This window comes from Pseudoroseicyclus sp. H15 (assembly GCF_054353345.1).
In genome coordinates, this window is record NZ_JBTHJE010000002.1 from 357,066 (window position 1) to 375,457 (window position 18,392).

General features: G+C 67.7%; 16 protein-coding genes. 8 read left to right on the forward strand and 8 right to left on the reverse strand.

The annotated features are described in order from the left end of the window. On the forward strand, positions 1 to 1,077 hold the full coding sequence (locus tag ACXN5S_RS05605) for an ABC transporter ATP-binding protein (protein WP_458604419.1): 1,077 nt from the start codon (positions 1 to 3) through the stop codon (positions 1,075 to 1,077). 3 nt (positions 1,078 to 1,080) lie between these two features. Here ACXN5S_RS05605 and ACXN5S_RS05610 read toward each other — a convergent pair whose 3' ends face one another. The 7 genes from ACXN5S_RS05610 to ACXN5S_RS05640 form a co-directional block, all read right to left on the reverse strand. Continuing rightward, positions 1,081 to 1,716: a DUF998 domain-containing protein gene (locus ACXN5S_RS05610; protein WP_458604420.1), complete on the reverse strand. Its 636-nt coding sequence runs from the start codon at positions 1,714 to 1,716 to the stop codon at positions 1,081 to 1,083. A 585-nt stretch (positions 1,717 to 2,301) separates the two neighbouring features. After that, positions 2,302 to 3,954, reverse strand: coding sequence for a GMC oxidoreductase (locus tag ACXN5S_RS05615; protein ID WP_458604421.1), 1,653 nt, complete (start codon positions 3,952 to 3,954; stop codon positions 2,302 to 2,304). Between the two features lie 25 nt (positions 3,955 to 3,979). After that, the gene (locus ACXN5S_RS05620) at positions 3,980 to 4,753 is read right to left on the reverse strand and encodes a sugar phosphate isomerase/epimerase family protein (RefSeq protein ID WP_458604422.1); all 774 of its coding nucleotides are present in this window, start codon (positions 4,751 to 4,753) and stop codon (positions 3,980 to 3,982) included. 34 nt (positions 4,754 to 4,787) lie between these two features. After that, entirely contained in the window at positions 4,788 to 5,849 is a 1,062-nt protein-coding gene (locus tag ACXN5S_RS05625; protein ID WP_458604423.1) for an ABC transporter ATP-binding protein, read from the reverse strand. Positions 5,850 to 5,889: 40 nt separating this feature from the next. Then, positions 5,890 to 6,789 (reverse strand): carbohydrate ABC transporter permease, encoded by a 900-nt coding sequence (locus ACXN5S_RS05630; RefSeq protein WP_458604424.1) that lies wholly within the window; start codon positions 6,787 to 6,789, stop codon positions 5,890 to 5,892. Next, a complete protein-coding gene (locus ACXN5S_RS05635; RefSeq protein ID WP_458604425.1) occupies positions 6,786 to 7,763 on the reverse strand; it encodes a carbohydrate ABC transporter permease in 978 nt (325 codons plus the stop codon). Before ACXN5S_RS05635 ends, ACXN5S_RS05630 begins: the two co-directional genes overlap by 4 nt. A gap of 33 nt (positions 7,764 to 7,796) precedes the next feature. Beyond that, positions 7,797 to 9,110 (reverse strand): ABC transporter substrate-binding protein, encoded by a 1,314-nt coding sequence (locus ACXN5S_RS05640; RefSeq protein ID WP_458604426.1) that lies wholly within the window; start codon positions 9,108 to 9,110, stop codon positions 7,797 to 7,799. A gap of 123 nt (positions 9,111 to 9,233) precedes the next feature. Between ACXN5S_RS05640 and ACXN5S_RS05645 the strand changes: the two genes are divergently transcribed. The 6 genes from ACXN5S_RS05645 (at position 9,234) to ACXN5S_RS05670 (ending at position 16,183) form a co-directional block, all read left to right on the forward strand. After that, positions 9,234 to 10,385: an ROK family transcriptional regulator gene (locus ACXN5S_RS05645; RefSeq protein ID WP_458604427.1), complete on the forward strand. Its 1,152-nt coding sequence runs from the start codon at positions 9,234 to 9,236 to the stop codon at positions 10,383 to 10,385. 216 nt (positions 10,386 to 10,601) lie between these two features. Then, positions 10,602 to 11,594: an ABC transporter substrate-binding protein gene (locus ACXN5S_RS05650; RefSeq protein WP_458604428.1), complete on the forward strand. Its 993-nt coding sequence runs from the start codon at positions 10,602 to 10,604 to the stop codon at positions 11,592 to 11,594. A gap of 107 nt (positions 11,595 to 11,701) precedes the next feature. Next, positions 11,702 to 12,736 carry an ABC transporter permease gene (locus tag ACXN5S_RS05655; protein ID WP_458604429.1) on the forward strand — a complete coding sequence of 345 codons (1,035 nt, stop codon included), beginning with the start codon at positions 11,702 to 11,704 and terminating at the stop codon, positions 12,734 to 12,736. 10 nt (positions 12,737 to 12,746) lie between these two features. Continuing rightward, complete coding sequence (locus tag ACXN5S_RS05660; RefSeq protein WP_458604430.1) at positions 12,747 to 13,790, forward strand: quaternary amine ABC transporter ATP-binding protein; 1,044 nt, start codon at positions 12,747 to 12,749, stop codon at positions 13,788 to 13,790. A 148-nt stretch (positions 13,791 to 13,938) separates the two neighbouring features. Then, entirely contained in the window at positions 13,939 to 15,579 is a 1,641-nt protein-coding gene (locus ACXN5S_RS05665; RefSeq protein WP_458604431.1) for an alpha-glucosidase, read from the forward strand. 253 nt (positions 15,580 to 15,832) lie between these two features. Beyond that, a complete protein-coding gene (locus ACXN5S_RS05670; RefSeq protein ID WP_458604432.1) occupies positions 15,833 to 16,183 on the forward strand; it encodes a hypothetical protein in 351 nt (116 codons plus the stop codon). Here ACXN5S_RS05670 and ACXN5S_RS05675 read toward each other — a convergent pair. After that, a complete protein-coding gene (locus tag ACXN5S_RS05675; RefSeq protein WP_458604433.1) occupies positions 16,156 to 16,797 on the reverse strand; it encodes a TetR/AcrR family transcriptional regulator in 642 nt (213 codons plus the stop codon). The two genes, ACXN5S_RS05670 and ACXN5S_RS05675, sit on opposite strands and share 28 nt — an antisense overlap. Positions 16,798 to 17,104: 307 nt before the next feature. Here ACXN5S_RS05675 and ACXN5S_RS05680 point away from each other — a divergent pair, with 307 nt between their 5' ends. Further along, positions 17,105 to 18,373 (forward strand): ABC transporter substrate-binding protein, encoded by a 1,269-nt coding sequence (locus ACXN5S_RS05680; protein WP_458604434.1) that lies wholly within the window; start codon positions 17,105 to 17,107, stop codon positions 18,371 to 18,373. Positions 18,374 to 18,392: the final 19 nt, after the last annotated feature.

The window sequence follows — 18,392 nt, forward strand, 5'->3', positions numbered from 1 at the left end:
ATGGCAGAATTGAAACTGCGCGGCGTGCGCAAGGCCTATGGCAATGCCGAGGTCATCAAGGGTGTCGATCTCGATATCGAGCATGGCGAATTCGTCGTATTCGTCGGCCCCTCGGGCTGCGGCAAGTCCACTCTCCTGCGCCTGATCGCGGGGCTGGAGGATATCACCGGCGGCGATATCGAGATCGGCGGCAAGGTCGTGAACGATGTCGAGGCCCGCGACCGCGGCGTCGCCATGGTGTTCCAGAGCTACGCGCTCTACCCGCACATGACGGTCGCCGAGAACGTGGGCTTTGGCCTGCGCCTCGCCAAGGTGCCGAAGGACGCGCGCCGCAAGGCCGTGGGCGACGCCGCCCGCATCCTGCAGATGGAGCACCTCCTCGACCGCAAGCCCGCCCAGCTGTCCGGTGGCCAGCGCCAGCGCGTCGCCATCGGCCGCGCCATCGTGCGCGACCCCGAGGTGTTCCTCTTCGACGAGCCGCTGTCGAACCTCGACGCCGCGCTCCGCATGGACATGCGCGCCGAGCTCGCCGGCCTGCACCAGCAGCTTGGCGCCACGATGATCTACGTCACCCACGACCAGGTCGAGGCGATGACGCTGGCCGACAAGATCGTGGTGCTGAAGGATGGCGAGGTGCAGCAGGTCGGCGCACCGATGGAGCTTTATGACAACCCCGCCAACCTCTTCGTCGCCGGCTTCATCGGCGCCCCGAAGATGAACCTGGTGCCCGCCGAGGTGAGTGCGGTGAACGGCAACGAGGTCACGCTCACCGGCGCCGACCTGCCCGCCGTCACCCTGCCCGCCCCCGGCGCCGGGCTGACGGCAGGCGAGGAGGTCACGCTGGGCCTGCGCCCGCATGACATCCGCCGCGCCGAGGACGGCCCGCTCAAGGCGAAGATCGACCTGGTGGAACGCCTCGGCCACGAGACAGTCATCGCCGGCACCCTGCCCTCTGGCGCGCGCCTCACTGCCGTGCTCGATGGCCGCAGCCCCGTGAAGATGGACGAGGCCGTCTCGCTCGCCTTCGAGCCCGGCGCCCCGAAGCTGTTCAACGCGGCGGGCGAGGCGGTCAACTAGCTCTCAGAGCAGCCGCCGACCCTGCCTGATGAACAGAATTGCCATGGTGATAACGGCGGCGAAGGCGATGAGGCCGAGATAGCGCTCGTAGATCCCGTCGATGCTGTCGGGCATCACGAAGAAGATCGGCGCCGAGACCGTCCACAGCACCGAGATGGCGACCAGCACGCTCGGGAAATCCCCCTCCGCCCGCCGGGCGCCGTTGGCCAGCGCCGCGGGCGTCAGCGCCATCAGCACGCCGATGGCGTAGACGAGGTAGATATGGATCACGACGCCTTCGTTGTCGCTGTCGCCATATTCATTGCGCGCGCCGACGAGGAAGACGATCAGCCCCAGCACCGCAAAGCTGACGACCCCAAAGCTCCAGCGCCACCCACCCAGATGCAGATGCGCTGCCATCAGCGCGACAGAGATCAGCGAGGCCGAGAAGGCATAGATGCCGATATCTACGATGAACTCATACCGCCCGGCGCCGAGATCGCTGATCGTATCGGCGATCCAGTCATGATCCGGCACAACGAAATCGGCGATGACGATAGAGATAGCGAAGAGCGCGCAGCCCAGAATGGCCACATACCCCAGCCCGATCAGCAACCCCGGCTGCACATACCCGCTCGGCGGCCCGCTGTTCTGTGTCATGCGTCATGTCCCCTGTCCGTTAGACAACGTTCCGCGCGCGTAAAGCGTTCCTGTGGGGGTGGGGAGGGGATGGTGCTCCGGCTCCACTATCTGATGAAGTAGCTCAGCCGGGCCCAGCGGGATCGGGCGGAGATCGCGGAGCTGCGCCGGAGCCTCGCAGACCAGCACGAGGCCTTGCTCGACGCCCTGACGGAGGAGCTCAGTGGGCGGCGATCATTCAGGAGCAGGTCGCCGGGATAAAAAAGCGATGACCGTCATCCGGGAATGACGGGCGGCCACTGGCTCGGCGACCTTTACCGGGTGACTGGCTGGCACCGGCAACCGATTGGACGGCCTCGGCTGGTCGCGTGAGCGGGTGGAGGGTCGTCGTCGTCGAGACGAGCGGCGCCGTCTTCGCCCCATCCGAAACTCGTCGAACTGGTCGCGGATTATCTGGCCGAAAGCCCCCGCATCCGCCTGCCGGCCGATCAGTGTGGTCGAACCGTTGAGCTTGAAGGCATAGGACAGCGATAAAAGAGGCCTGGCCGCGTGCTCGGCTGGATCGGCTGATCGTCGAGACGAAGGTCCTCGCGCCTAAGCCGCCCGTCACCCCGCCGCTTGCCGCCGGTTGGAGCTGCGCGCGATGGCGCGGGCGGAGCGGACGGCCTGGGCCATGATCGTGAGCGTTGTGCCCGAGACGCCGCTGCCGGCGAAGGTGCTGGCGTCGACGAGGGTCACGCCCTGCACATCCCACAGCCGCCCGTGATCATCCGTCACGCTGGCGCCTGGGTCGCTGCCCATGCGGGCGCCGCCGCATTCGTGGATGCCGGCGCCCATGACCATCACGCGGTGGAAGAAGCGCTTGAAGAGGAAGCGCATCAGGCGGCTTTCGCCCGGATAGGCGCCCCGCCCCCACTCGCGAATACCATGCGGCGAGCCGAGGAATTCCACGACGCCGCCGGCGCCGTTGATGGTTGAGAGGAAGGCCTCCTCCTGCTCCGCCAGCAGCGCGTGGTCGGCCCCGCGGATCTTGCAGATGATATGCGGCGCGGGCAGGCCCCAGCGGTCGCGCTTGCGGGGGTCGAGCATCACGCGGTTGTCGGCATGGGGCTGCATCTGGCCGAAACCGAAGAACAGCAGCGCCGACGGGTCGCCCTCCGGCACCGGGCTGCGGCCGATGGCGCCCTGGAAGGAGAACTCGCCCCGCTCGGGCGAGGCCCGGTCGAAGCGGGGGATGAAGACGCCGCCCGAGGGGTCGTAGAACGGGTCTTCGGGAAAGCCCGCCACCTCGGCCCAGCCCGGCACCTCGGGAAAGGCGCCGAGGCCGAGCATGGGCAGCTGGTCCATGAAGTAGCGCCCGAGCAGGCCGGAGGAATTGCCGAGGCCGTCCGGATGCTCCTGGTCCGCGGAGTTGAACAGCAGCCGGATCGTCTCGATCGGTGAGGCGGCGCAGAGGATCTGGTCCGCCCGGAGCGTCTCGCGCGCCCGGCTCTCGCGGTCGATCACCTCGACGCCGGTGGCCCGGCCGCCCTCCGTGAGGATGCGGGCGGCGATGCTGTCGTAGCGGATGGTGAGGAGCCCCGTCTCCAGCGCGGCGCGCAGGGGCGGGAAGATGCGGTCGGCCGTCGGCGCCACGGCCCGCCAGGCGACGGCGTGGCGGGCGGGAAAGCGGCGTTCGAGGTTGGCCTTGAAGGCCTCCTCCGCCGGGGAGAGATGGGCCGGGTGCTTCGCCACCGGGTCCGGCAGGGATTCCACGCCGTCGGCATTGCCGTAGAGGCCGAGAAAGCTCTCGACCTCGTCGTAATAGGGCGCGAGGTCGTCATAGCTGATCGGCCAGTCCACCCCCGCGCCCGTCAGGCTGTGGGCGCGGAAATCGTCATCCGACCAGCGCATGAGCACGCGCCCGAAGGTGTGGGAGCGCCCGCCCGCCTGACGCCCGCGGATCCAGATGTAGGGCGCGTCCTTGGGCGTGGTGTAGGGATGGTCGCGGTCGCTGACGTAGAACTGGCGGAACATGCCGCGGTAGAAGGGCGCGCGCGCCTGCGCGCCCTGGCCCTTCAGCGTCGCCATTGCCCGCTCGATCACGTTGATCGCGGCGGGTTTGGCGGGCTTGCGGGCCGGGTCGAAATGCTCCGGGCCGACCTTGGGGCCCGCCTCCAGCATCAGCACGCTCAGCCCCTGCTCCGTCAGCTCCTTCGCCGCGAAGGAGCCCGAGGGGCCGGAGCCGATGACGATGGCATCGAAGGCGGGGTCGTGCATGTCTTGTCAGTCCGTCTGGGGAAGGTCAGGCGGCGCCGCCGATGCGGCGCAGGCTCTCGATGCTGCGGCGGGCGAAGCGGCGCCAGTCGCCCGGCATGTCATGCTCCACCACCATCAGCTCGGCGCCCGCCTCGACCGAGGCATCCCAGAGCGCCTGCCAATCGAGCACGCCGTGGCCGAGATCGGCGAAGCCCATCTGGTCTTCGTTCTCGCCCTCCGCGGCCTTGTCCTTGACGTGAACGGCGGGGATGCGGCCGGAATACTTCTTGAGCCAGACGAGAGGGTCCGCGCCGCCGACGACCATCCAGGCGAGATCGGGCTCGAAGGGCACGCTCTCGCCGAGGAGGTGGTCGATCGGGTAGGAGCCGTTCGCCAGCGGCACCATCTCGAACTCGTGGTTGTGGTAGGCGAAGGTCAGGCCGCGGGCTTTCATCTCCTCGGTGAAGCGGGCCAGCTTGGCGCCGATGGCCTTCCAGCCCTCGGCGTCACTCGGGCGATCCTCGGGGTCGATATAGGGCAGCACCACCAGCCACATGCCGTAGGTCCTGGCGATCTCCGCCACCAGATCGGGCTCGGTCTCGAAGATGTCGAAGGTGAAATGCCCGCTCTTGGCCGTCAGCCCGTGGCGCTTCATCGCGGCGGCATCCTCGCGCACCGCGTCCATGCTCTCCGGCGGGCCGAAGAAGAAGGGCTGGATGTCGGTATAGCCAAGCTCGGCAAGGAGCGAGAGCTGCTCCTCCATCGTCTCCGCCTCGCGGGAGGAGAACATCTGGAACGACAGGTCGTTGTTCGGGATCATGGGAGTCACCTTCTGGGGAAAGGGGCGGGCGGGCTCAGGCGAGCCGCTGGCCCGTCCGGGGATCGAAGAGATGGATGCGGGCGGCATCGGGGCGGATGCCGAGCGTGCTGCCCTCGGGGCCGGCGATACGCTCGCGGAACACGCCGGCCACCGCCGCCTGCCCCATGCGCAGCGAGACCATCGTCTCCGAGCCGGTGGGCTCGATCAGCTCGATCTCGCAGGGGATGCCGCCCTCGGGCGCCAGCTCCATATGCTCGGGGCGGAAGCCGTAGGTGACGCCCTGGCCGGCAAGGGCGGCGCCGCGCCCGGGCGGCAGCGGCAGGCGGATGCCGTCTTCGGTGACGACGGCATCGCCCTCCACCCGCCCTTCGACGAAGTTCATCGAGGGCGAGCCGATGAAGGCGGCGACGAAGGTATTGGCCGGGTTGTCATAAAGCCCCAGCGGCGTGTCGCATTGCTCGACCCGGCCGGCGCGCATGACGACGATCTTGTCGGCCATCGTCATCGCCTCGACCTGGTCGTGGGTGACGTAGATGGTCGTCGTCTTCAGCCGGTGCTGGAGCTGCTTGATCTCGCTGCGCATCTCCACCCGCAGCTTGGCATCGAGGTTCGAGAGCGGCTCGTCGAAGAGAAAGACCTGCGGGTCGCGCACGATGGCGCGGCCCATGGCGACGCGCTGGCGCTGCCCGCCGGAGAGCTGGCGGGGATAGCGGCCGAGCAGCGGCTCCAGCCCGAGGATGACGGCGGCGCGGTTGATGCGCGTCTCGCGCTCGGCCCTGTCCATCCCCTTCAGCTTCAGCGAGAAGGCCATGTTGTCGCGCACCGTCATGTGCGGGTAGAGCGCGTAGCTCTGGAAAACCATGGCGATGTCGCGGTGCTTCGCCTCGACATCGTTGACCACGCGCTCGCCGATGGCGATCTCGCCGCCGGTGATCTCCTCCAGCCCGGCGATCATGCGCAGGAGGGTCGACTTGCCGCAGCCCGAGGGGCCGACGAGCACGACGAACTCGCCCTCCTCGATCTCCACCGAGACGCCATGGATCACGGCGACGTCGCCGTAGCTCTTCTCTGCCTTGCGGATGGACACGCCCGTCACGAGAGCTCTCCTTCGACTGTTGTGGTCTGGCCCATGCCGCTCACCCCTTCACCGCGCCGCCGAGGATGCCGCGCACGAAGTAGCGCTGCAGCGAGACGATCAGCACGAGCGGCACGATCACCGACAGGAAGGTCGCGGCCATGAGCGGGCCCTGGCCTTGCGTCGTCTGCGCAACGAGGCCGGCGAGGTTGACGGTAATCGGCGGAGCGACCCCCGAGCCGCCGAGGAACAGCAGCGGAATGAGCAGGTCGTTCCACGACCAGAGGAAGGCCATGATGCCGAGCGAGGCCATGATGGGGCGCGACAGCGGCAGCACGATCGACCAGAAGGTCCGCAGCTCGGAGGCGCCGTCGAGATTGGCGCTCTCGTAGAGATCCCGCGGGATCGAGGCGATGAAGCCGCGCAAGAGGAACACCCCGAAGGGCAGCGTGAAGCCGACCTGGTAGAGCCAGATGCCGGGGATGCTTCCCGACAGGCCGACCTGGTTGTAGAGGCGCAGGAGCGGCACCAGCGTGATCTGCGGCGGCGTCACCAGAAGGGCGACGAGCAGCAGCGACAGGGCCGTCCGCCCGGCGAAGTGCATCCGCACCAGGGCGTAGGCGCCGATGACCGAGAGCAGCACCGTGAGCACCGTGGTCGGGATGGCGATGGCCAGCGAGGTGCCGAGGCTGCCGGCGATGTTCATCTGGTCGAACGCGAGGGCGTAGTTCTGCAAGCTCAGATCGGGGCGCACCAGCGCCATCCACCAGCCGGAGCTCGCCGTGTCCGCCTGCGTGCGGATCGAGGAGACGAACAGCGCCAGGATCGGCACGAACCACCCGACGATGAAGAGGATCACGACGACATGCACCAGCGCGCCGGGCAGGCGCATCCGGCGGCCCTTGCGGGCGCGGGGCGCGAGCGTGCGGGGAGTGATGGCGGGATCGGTTGCACCGGTCACGAGCGGGCCTCCGAGCGGAACTGGAAGATGTTGATGAGCGCGACGGGCAGGGCCGTGAAGAGCAGGATCACCGCGATGGCGCTGGCATGGCCGAGATTGTTGGCCGCGAAGAGCTCGTAATAGAGCCGGTTGGCGATCACGTCGGTCCCGAAATTGCCGTTGGTCATCACGTAGACGATGTCGAAGACCTTCAGCGCGGCGATGATCATCGTCGTCAGCACCACCAGCACCGAGGGCAGGATGTTGGGCAGGATCATCGAGCGGAAGATCCGCCACTCCCCCGCGCCATCGAGCCGCGCCGCCTCGAGCATCTCGCTGCCGACGTTCTTGATGGCCGACGACAGGATCAGCGTCGCGATGCCGAGCTGCAGCCAGACGGCCACGAAGATCAGCGCGAAGTTGTTGACCACCGGCTGGATGAGCCAGGGCAGCGGATCGGCCCCGAAGAGCGCGCGGATGGCGTTGAGCGTGCCGATCTGGGGGGAGCCGGAGGGCTGGAAGCTATACATCTGCGTCCAGATCACCGAGCCCGCGGTGAAGGAGATCGCCGTCGGCAGGATGACGATGGTCATCGCGAGCGGCTCGTAGCGCACCTTGTCGAAGAGAGTGGCGCTGGCCAGCGCCAGCACCAGCGTGATCAGCGGGAAGGCGACCAGCCACAGGATGTTGTTGCCGACGATGTCGAGCATCTGCCCCGAGAAGGCCCAGGCGTAGTTCTGCCCACCGACCCAGGCCTCGGCGCGCGCGTCCTTGAACGAGGTGAAGATCGTCACGATCACCGGGTAGATCAGGATGAGGATCACCAGGAGCAGCGGCAAAAAGAGCCAGACCCAGGGCCGGGCGCGACGCCCTGTCCCCCCAGGGAAAAGGGACAGGGCGCGCTCGCCCGCGCCGAGGGCCGCGAAGACGGCCGCCGGCAGCCCGATCGCGCCAAGCACGATCATCAGCGGAACGAAAGTCAGGGTATCGGTCACTGATGGCCCCCCGGGTCTGGCATGCGGACGGCCTTACTCGGCCGTCGTCGCCTCGATGGTCTCGAGAACCTGGGTCAGGTTGTCCGGCGATTGCAGGACGCTCACGATACCCTTGTAGTAGGCGGCGCTCGTCTCGGCATCGGCCAGAAGGTTCGGCCCGGCGGCGAAGCTGGTCACGCCCTCGGCGAGGAACTGCTCTGCGATCCGCTGCAGAAGGTCGCTCGGGTAGGTCTCCGCCGGGACGTTCTGGTTGGCGACCGGCCAGCGGTTGAGCGAGGCGAGATAGGTCTGCGCCGGGGTCGATGCCATGTATTCAAGGAAGGCCATTGTCTCGGGCCGGTCGTTGAAGGCCACCGCGAGGGCCGACTGGAAGAGCTCGGCGTCGTAATAGGCCTCGTCGCTCGCCGGTACGCGGAAGAAGTCGATGTTCTCGCCGGGCACGGCCGCGTCGCCGAGCAGGCCGGGCGTCCACGCGCCCCACATCACCAGATCGCATCCCGCCGGATCGGCCACGAGGCCGTTATAGCCGGTGGCGATGGAGGTGGAGAGCGCGCCGATCGGGCCGCCCTGCACATGGCCCTGCGCGGCGATCACGTTCAGGAATTCCTCGAAGGCCCAGCGGACCTCGTCGCTCGTCCAGGACAGCTCGCCTGTGCCCCACTGCTGGTAGAGCTCGGGGCCCCACTTCTTGAGGAAGAGGTTGTCGACCATCTGCGCGCCGGGAAAGCCGCTCGACGGGCCCGCGCCCTGCGCCGCGCACCACGCGGTGTTGCCGGCCTCGGCCTCGGAATTGGTGTAGTCGACGAGGGCCTGCCAGTCGGTCGGCGCCTCGGGGCCCTCGTAGGCCTGCGGGTTGTACCAGACCATGAAGGGGTTGAGCCCCTGGAACACGCCCACGAGCGTGCCGTCGAAGGTCGCCGTGTCCAGCAGGGCCTGCCCGAAGTTCTCGGCCATCGTGTCGCCGAAGGCGGCGCCGATGTCCTGCAGGGCGCCGTCGGCCGCGTAGTCGCGGGCGATGCCGAGCTGCATGTCGGCGACGTCGGGCGGGTTGCCGGCCTGCATGCGCGACTGGATGATGGCGGGCGAATCCGGCGTGCCGGTGTAGCGCACCTCGATGCCGGTGCCCTCGGTGAACGCCGCGTAGACCTGCTGCAGCGTCTCGCCCTCGGCGCCGCTGTTCTGGCCGATGAACTCGATATAGCCCGTCAGCTCCTGCCCCTCGGCGATGCGCTGCGCCTCGGCGACGGCGGCATCGAAGGCGGCGGTCTCGTCCTGCGCGGCGGCAGACGTGCCGAGCGCGGCCAGCAGGATGCCGGCGGACAGAATACGGGTGGGGTGTTTCGTCATGGACATGCCTCCTCATCGTCCCGCCGAGTCCTCCACCCGGCAAGGATCAGCATAGCGGCGCTTGACAGTGGTGCGTCAATCTTGAACTTGGTTAAGTCAGTTTTGACAAAAAGGGCGGTTTGCATGGCAGAGACTTCGGGCAGGCGCGTTCACGCGCTCTCGGGGCGCGACGAGGCGCTGCTCGTGCAGGGCCTCCGCCACGGCCCGCGCAGCCGCGGTGAGCTGGCCGAGCTGACCGGCTGGTCGCGCAATACCGTCGCCGCCAAGCTCGCCCGGCTGATCGACGAGGGCTGGGTCCACGAGGCGCCCGAAGCGCAGGGCGAGCGGGGCCGCCCCACGGCGGTCTACCGGGTCAACCCCCGGGCGGCGCTGGTGCTCGTCGCCCGCTTCGACGCCGACGGCATCGGCTGCGCGCTCTGCACGCTCGACGGCCGCATCGCCATCTCGGAGGAGCGGCGGATGCCCGGGGATCTCACCGCCGAGCAGACGGTGGCGGAGCTCGACGCCATGCTCGGCCGGATGACGGAGGCCTCCGGCGTGCCCCGCGACCTCGTCCGCACCATCGTGATCGCGGTGCCCGGCCCCGTCTCGGGCATGACACGCACCGTGCCGTGGTCGCGCGTCGGCGTGCTGCCGGCGGACCTCGGCGCCCACTTCGGCATGGACGTGGTGATCGAGAACGACGCCAACCTCATGGCGCTCGGCATGCGCAAGGAGTTCTCGTCCGAGACCACCCTCCTCTTCATCCTCGTGCAGACGGGGATCGGCGCCGGGCTGGCGCTGCCCGGCGGGCTGCATCGCGGCCTCGCGGGCTGGGCCGGCGAGATCGGGCATATCCCCGTCGCCGCCGCCGGCGAGACGCCCTGCATCTGCGGCAACCGCGGCTGCGTCGCCGGCATCGCCGCCAACCCCGCGCTCATGCGCCAGTTCGCCCGGCCCGAGCGCCCCGTCAGCAGCGTCGAGCAGATGGAGCGGCTCGTGCAGGAGGGCGACACGCAGGCCATCGTGGCTCTGCGCGAAGCGGGGCGGAACCTCGGCGAGGCGATGACCGGCGTGGTCACCGGCCTCGCGCCCGACGTCATCGCCGTCGGCGGCCGGATCGCCCGGCTGGGGGACCACGTGATCACCGGCATCCGCGAGACCCTCGCCCTGCGCATGCCGCCCGCCCTCTCCTCCCAGATCCGCTTCGCGGCCTGCGAGGACCACTACATCCGCCTCACCCGCGGTGCGGCCGAGCTGGCCCTCGACGTGATGGTCGGCGGTCGGGCCGAGTGAGGGCGCGAGCCCGGAAGGGCCCTTGCGGCCCGCCAACGCAGCGGTCCGGGGGCCCGGGTCTCCACCTGTTTGTGATTTCGGGCGAAGCCTGTTACCCACCCCGCAGATGCCGAAAAAGGGACGCTACATGAATGCGTTGCATGTCACCGACATGCTCGCCCCCGTGTCGTGCGTTCTCGCTTTCGCATTTCGATGAAATGACCAAAGGAGACCTTCATGTCCATGATGAAGCTCACATCCACGGCGCTCGCCGCCACCCTCGCCCTCCCGCTCGCCACCCAGGCGCAGGCGCAGGACGAGGCTGGCCAGTGCGGCGAAGTGTCCATCGCCCAGATGGGCTGGGCCGCGGCCGAAGTGACCACCAACATCGCCCAGTTCCTGCTCGAGCAGGGCTATGGCTGTGATGTCACGCTGGTGCAGTCCGACACGATCCCCGCGATCACCTCGGTCGCCGAGAACGGCGAGCCGGACGTTGTCACCAACCTGTGGCTCAACTCGGGCGGTGAAGCCTACCTCAAGCTCGAAGAAGGCGGCACCATCCAGCGCCTGACCTCCGTGCTCGAGCCGGGCGGCGTTGAAGGCTGGTGGATCCCCACCTCGCTCGCCGAAGAACACCCCGAGCTGACGACCATCGAGGGCATCCTCGAGAACCCCGAGCTGGTCGGCAGCCGCTTCAACAACTGCCCCGACGGCTGGGGCTGCCGCGTCGTCTCCGATAACCTGGCCCGCGCGCTGGACCTCGAAGGCAACGGCATCGAAGTCTTCAACCACGGCTCCGGCGAGACGCTGGCGACCTCGATGGGCGCCGCCGTCACCGATGGTGAGCCCTGGTTCGGCTACTACTGGGGCCCGACCGTTCCGCTCGGCAAGTACGACATGACCCAGGTGGATCTCGGCGGCTATGACGAGGCGGCCTTCGCCCCGCTGCAGAACCCGGATACCCCCGACCCGCAGGTTTCGGATTTCCCGGCCGCGCCGATCCTGACCTCCGTCACCACGGCGTTCACCGAAGAGAACCCCGAGGTCACCGAGTTCTTCACGAACATGACCTTCGCGACCGACCAGATGTCCAGCCTGCTGGCCTGGAAGGACGAGAACAACGCCTCGAACGAGGAAGTCGCCGTCTACTTCCTGTCGACCGCGTCCGACACCTGGACCACGTGGGTCAACGACGAGGCGCGCGAGAAGCTCTCGGCGCTCGTGCAGTAATCAACGGCTCTGCCCTTTGAGGGCGGAGAGGTTCAACGGGGCCGGGCAACCGGCCCCGTTTTGATGTTTTACAAAAAGGACGGGCCCCCGGCGGGCCCGGTGTGCTTATGGCAACCTACGATGGTCTGTTCGACACCTTGGGCCTGCGGGACTGGTGCGGCTCGGACGAGGCGGGCGGACCGATGTCGATGGCCGACCTGCTGGCCGCGACGAGCGGCAACGATGCGGCCACCTCGTGGCGTGATTTCCCCTTCCCCTCTCTCGACGCACTGCACGAGGCCTGCTCGGCCATTCCGCAGTCGCGCGATCTGACGCTGGGGCTGGAAACCGGCTTTCTCGGCATCCGCGATGCGCTGCGCGTGGTCGTCGACCCGCTGACCCAGCCGCTGAGCTGGGCGCTTGAGAACATGCTCTGGATCATGACCGAAACGCCCTGGTGGGCGATGGTGCCGATCCTGATGCTGATCACCTGGTTGGTGGCGCGGTCGTGGAAGGTCGTGGGGTTCGTGGCTCTGGTGCTGGCGGGGCTTGCCTTCGTCGATCACTACGACGTCGCGATGCAGACCCTCGCGATCATCTTCGTCTGCGCCTTCATATGCGTGTTGATCGGGGTGCCCATCGGCATCGCCATGTCGCGCAGCGACCGGTTGCAGGGCGTGCTGACCCCCGTGCTCGACATGCTGCAGACGCTGCCGCCCTTCGTCTACCTGATCCCGCTGATCTTCCTGTTCTCGGTGACCGAGCCCAAGCTCTATGGCATCGCCGTGATCCTCTACGCCATCGTGCCGGTGGTGCGGCTGACCAACCTCGGCATCCGCCTTGTCGACCCCGACGTGATCGAAGCGGCCGACGCCTTCGGCATGACCAAGAGCCAGAAGCTCTTCGGCGTGCAGATCCCGCTGGCGCTGCCCAACATCATGGCCGGCGTGAACCAGACGATCATGATGAGCCTCGCCATGGTGGTCATCGCCTCGATGGTCTCGGCCCCCGGCCTCGGCATCTTGGTGCTGCGCGGCATCCGCAACCTCGAGCTCGGTGTCGGCCTGATCGCCGGTCTTGGCATCGTGGTGCTGGCCATCGCGCTCGACCGTGTCACCAAGGCCTCGCTGGCGCGCATCGATGCCAGCCAGACCAGCCGCTGAGGAGACGGACATGACCGAGAAGAACGTGAAAGTCTCCATCCGGCATCTCTACAAGATCTTCGGCAAGGACCCGCAAGCGGCCCTCGCCAAGGTCCGCGAGGGGATGAACAAGGCGGACCTGCTGGACCAGACGAGCCACGTGCTCGGCCTGCAGGACATCAACGTCGACATGAAGGAGGGCGAGATCACCGTCATCATGGGCCTCTCCGGCTCGGGCAAGTCGACGCTGATCCGCCACCTCAACCGGCTGATCGAACCCACGGCGGGCGAGGTGATCGTCAACGGCGACGACATCCTCGCGTGGAACGAGGGCAAGCTGCGCACGCTGCGCCGCGAGTCCATGTCGATGGTGTTCCAGAACTTCGCCCTCCTGCCGCACCGGACGGTGCTGGAGAATGCCGGCATGGCGCTGGCGACCCGCGGCAAGTCACGCCGCGACTACGAGGGCGAGGCCAACAAGTGGCTCGACCGCGTCGGGCTGCAGGGTCAGGGCGACCAGTATCCCCACCAGCTTTCGGGCGGGATGCAGCAGCGGGTCGGCATCGCGCGGGCGCTCGCGTCGAACTCGGACATCATGCTGATGGACGAGGCCTTCTCCGCGCTCGACCCGCTGATCCGCACGGACATGCAGAACCTGCTGCTGGAGCTGCAGGGCGAGTTGCAGAAGACGATCATCTTCATCACGCACGATCTCGATGAAGCGCTGAAGCTCGCCGATCACCTCGTGATCCTGAAGGACGGCGCCGTCGTGCAGCAGGGCCAGCCGCAGGATATCCTGCTCAAGCCCGCGGACCCGTACATCGAAGACTTCGTCGCCGACATCAACCGCGCGCGCGTGCTGCGCGTGCGCTCGGTGATGACGGATCAGCCGCCGCAGGCTCCGGTCGACGGGAGCGTCGCCCCGGGCGACAACCTCGAGAGCGTCATCGCGCTGGCCGAGGGCAACTTGGACCGCGCCTTCCGCGTCGAACAGGGCGGCGAGACCGTGGGCTATATCGACATGCCGGCTGTCGTTCAGTCCCTCGTGCCGCGCCGCGTCAACGCCGCCGAGTGAGCGTCTAGCTCCCGGCCGGTGGAGGCGCCCCGCCAGGCGCCTCTGCCGGCCGGCCGCTCTGGCCAACCCGCCAAACAGACTACGTCTGGGCGGAGGTCACGCGAAGAGCCGGGCCCGGAAGACATCGTTCGAGACCATGGAGGCGCAGATGGACCCCTTGCCCTGGTGGAAGACCGCCACCGGATACCAGATCTATCCGCGCAGCTTCTGCGACAGTGACGGCGACGGGATCGGGGATATCCCCGGCATCATCTCCAAGCTCGATCACCTCGCCGATCTCGGCATCGGCTTCATCTGGCTCTCGCCGGTCTACGCCTCGCCGATGATCGACAACGGCTACGACATCTCCGACTACCGGGACATCGCCCCCGCCTTCGGCACGCTGGACGACATGGACCGGCTGATCGCGGAGGCGAAGGCGCGCGGGATCGAGATCGTCATGGATCTCGTCGTCAACCATTGCTCGTCCGAGCACCCCTGGTTCAAGGCGGCCCTCGCCTCGCCCGAGGCGCCGGAGCACGATTACTTCGTCTGGCGCGAGCCGCGCGGCGAAACGTCCGCACCGCCCGACGACATGCTCTCCAATTTTGGCGGCCCGGCATGGACCTACGTGCCCTCGCTCGGGAAGTATTACCTGCACCAGTTCGCCAGCGCGCAGCCCGATCTCAACTGGGAGAACCCGGCGCTCAGGGCCGAGATCTACGCCATGATGAACTGGTGGTTCGATCGCGGCATCGGCGGCTTCCGCATGGATGTGATCGACCTGATCGGCAAGGATGTCGACGCCGGGATCATGGCCGAGGGCCCGAACCTGCACGCCTACCTGCAGGAGATGCATCGCGAGACGCTGGCGGGGCGCGATGTCGTCACCGTCGGCGAATCGTGGAGCGTGACGCCGCAGACAGGCATCCTCTACTGCGGAGAGGATCGGGGCGAGCTCTCCATGGTCTTCCAGTTCGAGCATGTGAAGGCCGGCTGGCACGAGACCTTCGGCAAGTGGAAGCCGCTGCCCTTCGACCTGCCGACCTTCAAGAAGGCCTTCTTCGACTGGCAGATCGCCCTCGCCGACGACGGCTGGAACTCGCTCTTCCTGACGAACCACGACCTGCCGCGGCAGGTGTCGAAATACGGCGATGACGGCGAATTCCGCGTGCGGTCGGCCAAGCTCCTCGCGACCGTCCTGCATTTCATGAAGGGCACGCCCTTCGTCTACCAGGGCGAGGAGATCGGCATGACGAACAGCCGGTTCGAGCGGCTGGAGCAGTTCCGCGATGTCGAGCTCTTCGGCCATCACGAGGCGGTCATGGCGCAGGGGCACAGCCTCGAGGAGTTCATCTCCGGCGCCAACGCGAACGGCCGCGACAACGCGCGGACGCCGATGCAATGGTCGGCCGGGGAGAACGCCGGCTTCACCTCCGGCACCCCGTGGATCGAGGTCAACCCGAACCATACAGAGATCAACGTCGAGGCGGACAGGTCGGACCCCGATGGGCTCATCGCCTTCTACCGGCATCTCGTGCACCTGCGCAAAACGCTGCCGATCCTCACGCGGGGGGACTTCCGGCCCTTCTCCGTGGAGGACGAGGCCATCTTCGCCTATGGCCGGGCGTTCGACGGGCAGCGCCTGTCCGTCGTCGCGAATGTCTCCTCCGAGCCGGTGAGTTACGACATCCCCGAGGGTCTCGCCTGCCGGGGCACCTGCCTCGTGCACAACGTTGAGCCGCGCGATGAGCTCGCGGGGCGGATCGAGCTCGCCCCCTGGGAGGCCGTCGCGATCCTGTCCGAGTAGGGCCCTGTCGGCGGCAAGGGCATCGTCTCCCAGCTCACCTGCTCCTTGAGCTCCTCCACCGCCTCCGCGCCGCCTGCGAGCCCAACTTCCAGATCGGCGTGCGGCTGTCTTCGGAGCGCTTGGGCCCCGTCCTCTCCGAAATGGGGGGCTCGCCGCCGAACTATTCGCAGGCCGCGCGATGGATTATCTCGACCTCTCGCTCTAGGACATAACCAAGGAGCCCGACGAGCCCGCTCACAAGGGCCGGACACTGATGGCGCTCTTCACCGGGCTCGATTACCACGGCGCCGCGCTCGGCGTGGCCGGCGGGATCATGGTTGCCGAGAGGGCGCGATGGGTGCTGGCTGAAGGGGCGGATTGCGTGGCCATCGGCAGGGCCGGTATTCTCGCGGATGACCTGCCCCGCCGCATCGCCGCCGACCCCGCACCGTCTCGCCAGAGGCTTTGCACCGCCAAGGCGTGGGCGACCGCTTCGTCGCTTATCTCCGCCCCCAGCGCAACACCGTCGAAGGCTGACCGCGCCGGCCCCCTGCCCCGCCACCCCGGCGTCACAGCCGGGAAAGCCAGGGCCCCCAGTCAGGGCGTGTCTGGTGAGGCCCGGTAACCGCCACCGGCCTGCCATTTCGCGATGACGGCGTCGACATAGCCGCCGATCATGGCCAGAAGGTCGAGCCGGTCGTCGATCATCCACTGGATCGCGAAGCCGTCGAGCACGGCGATCAGGAGATGGGCCTCGTAGTCGATGACCTCTTCGTCCATCGGGGGGATGTCGCCGGCGGCGATGGCGTGGCGCAGGTGGCGGGTGAAGACCTCCATCGTGCGGCCCGTGCGCTCCACGATGAAGGGATGCGCAGGGTGGCCCGGCTGGCCGGCCTCGATGGAAAGCGTCAGGAAAAGGTCGATGAATCCACGGTTCTCGATGTTGCTTTCTGTCACGCTGCGCAGGCTACGGAAATAGGCGAGGCCCTCGTAGCGCTTCTCGTCGGCGATCTGGGCATCGTCCCAGAAGCGCAGCACCTCGACCAGAAGCTCGGCCTTGTTGTCGAAATGGCGCATGATGCCCGCAGTGGTGATGCCCGCCCTCTGCGCAATCTCCTGCAGGGAGCCGGCGCTGTAGCCCTTGCTGCCGAAGACCTCGACCGCCTCGCGCAGGATCGCCTCGCGCCGCTTGAGCCCTGCCTTGTAGGGCCCGCGTGTCTTCTTCTCCGCGTTCGTCACCAGCTGCTCCTTGTGCCGTTCTCTCGCGTCAGTCGGGCCTGCCTGGCAATGCCCGTCCGCCTCCCGCACAGACAAGCACATTCCCGGCTTGACGAAAAGTGAATCACTATATACTTTTCAAGCTCACCGGACCCGGAGGAGGTTCTGGCCGCGCTGAGGCGGCCGGGCAAGGGGATGGACCAGAGGAGCACGACCAAGGCATCCCGTGACAGACGCGGCGATGGCGCCCGGCGAATATCGCCGCGGCGACCGGAGACGTCTGCCCGGCCGGCGCCCGCAGAGCGTGCGATTGGAGGAGATAGCGACCATGACACTCGTTTCGACACGCCGCGGATTTCTGAAAGGCGCAGGGGCCACGGCCGCCGGCGCCCTGATCGGCGCCCCCGCCCTTGCGCAAGACCAGACCATCAAGTTCTGGGACATGCCCTGGGGCGGCACGACCTACAACAACGCCATGAAGGGCCTCGTCGAGGGCTATTCCGGCAGCCTCGGCGCCGAGTACCAGGTGATCCAGTGGGCGAACTTCCAGCAGGTCTTCGCCTCGGCGCTGGCCTCGAACACGGGGCCCGCGGCCTCGACCGGTGGCGCCTTCCAGGCCTTCCAGTTCGCCGAGCAGGGGCAGGTCCTCTATGCGGACAACATCATCGCCATGCTGCGCGAGAGCGGCAAGATCGATGACTTCCTGCCCGGCACCATCGAGGCGCTGACGACCCCCGAGGGAATCGTGGGCATCCCGTGGAACCTCGACGTGCGGCCGATCTGGATCCGCCAGTCGCTGCTCGACAAGGCCGGCGTCGAGGCGCCGACGACCTGGGCGGAGTGGCTCGAGGTGGGCCGGGCCCTGAAGGAGATCGACGTCTACGCCTTCGGCACCGGCGCCGGGCCGAACAACAACTTCGGCTACCACTCGATGATGGCGCTGATGATCAACAACGGCGGCGGCCTCTTCAACGAGAGCGCCGAGCCCGACGCCCTCTTCGACCGCAACATCGAGGCGATGGAGTTCGTCCGCGAGATGGCGGTGGACGGGATGATCGACCCCGCCTCCATCAGCTACTCCACCGACAACCTCGACCAGATGTGGCGCACCGGCAAATGCGCGCTCGGCTACCACACGCCGGGGCTCGACGAGGTGCTGGGAGAGACGGACGGCGACCTGCAGGTGATGAGCCCGCCGGCCGGCCCGCACGGCGATTACGGCTCGGCCTACTACGTCAACAACATCATGATGTACGCCAACAACCCCTCCGTGGAGGCGACCGAGGAGTTCCTCTTCTGGTACGTCAACAACCTCGAGCACGCGTGGACCATCGGCAACGCGCCGACACTTCCGGCGCTGCGCTCGGTGGCTGAGACGGATGTCTTCCAGTCGCGCACGCAGGCGGTGAAGGTCATCGAGGAGTGGCAGCCCATCTGCAAGCCGATGGCGGCGCGGGCGCAGGCCTCCTTCCCGGCGCTGGCCTCCATCGACGCCGGCCAGGCGGTGACGCGCTTCACGCAGACCATGCTGCAGGGCCGCACCGAGGCCCGCGCGGCGCTGGAGCGCCTGCAGGCCGACCTCGAAGACCTGATGTAAGCCAGAGGGGCCAGAGCCG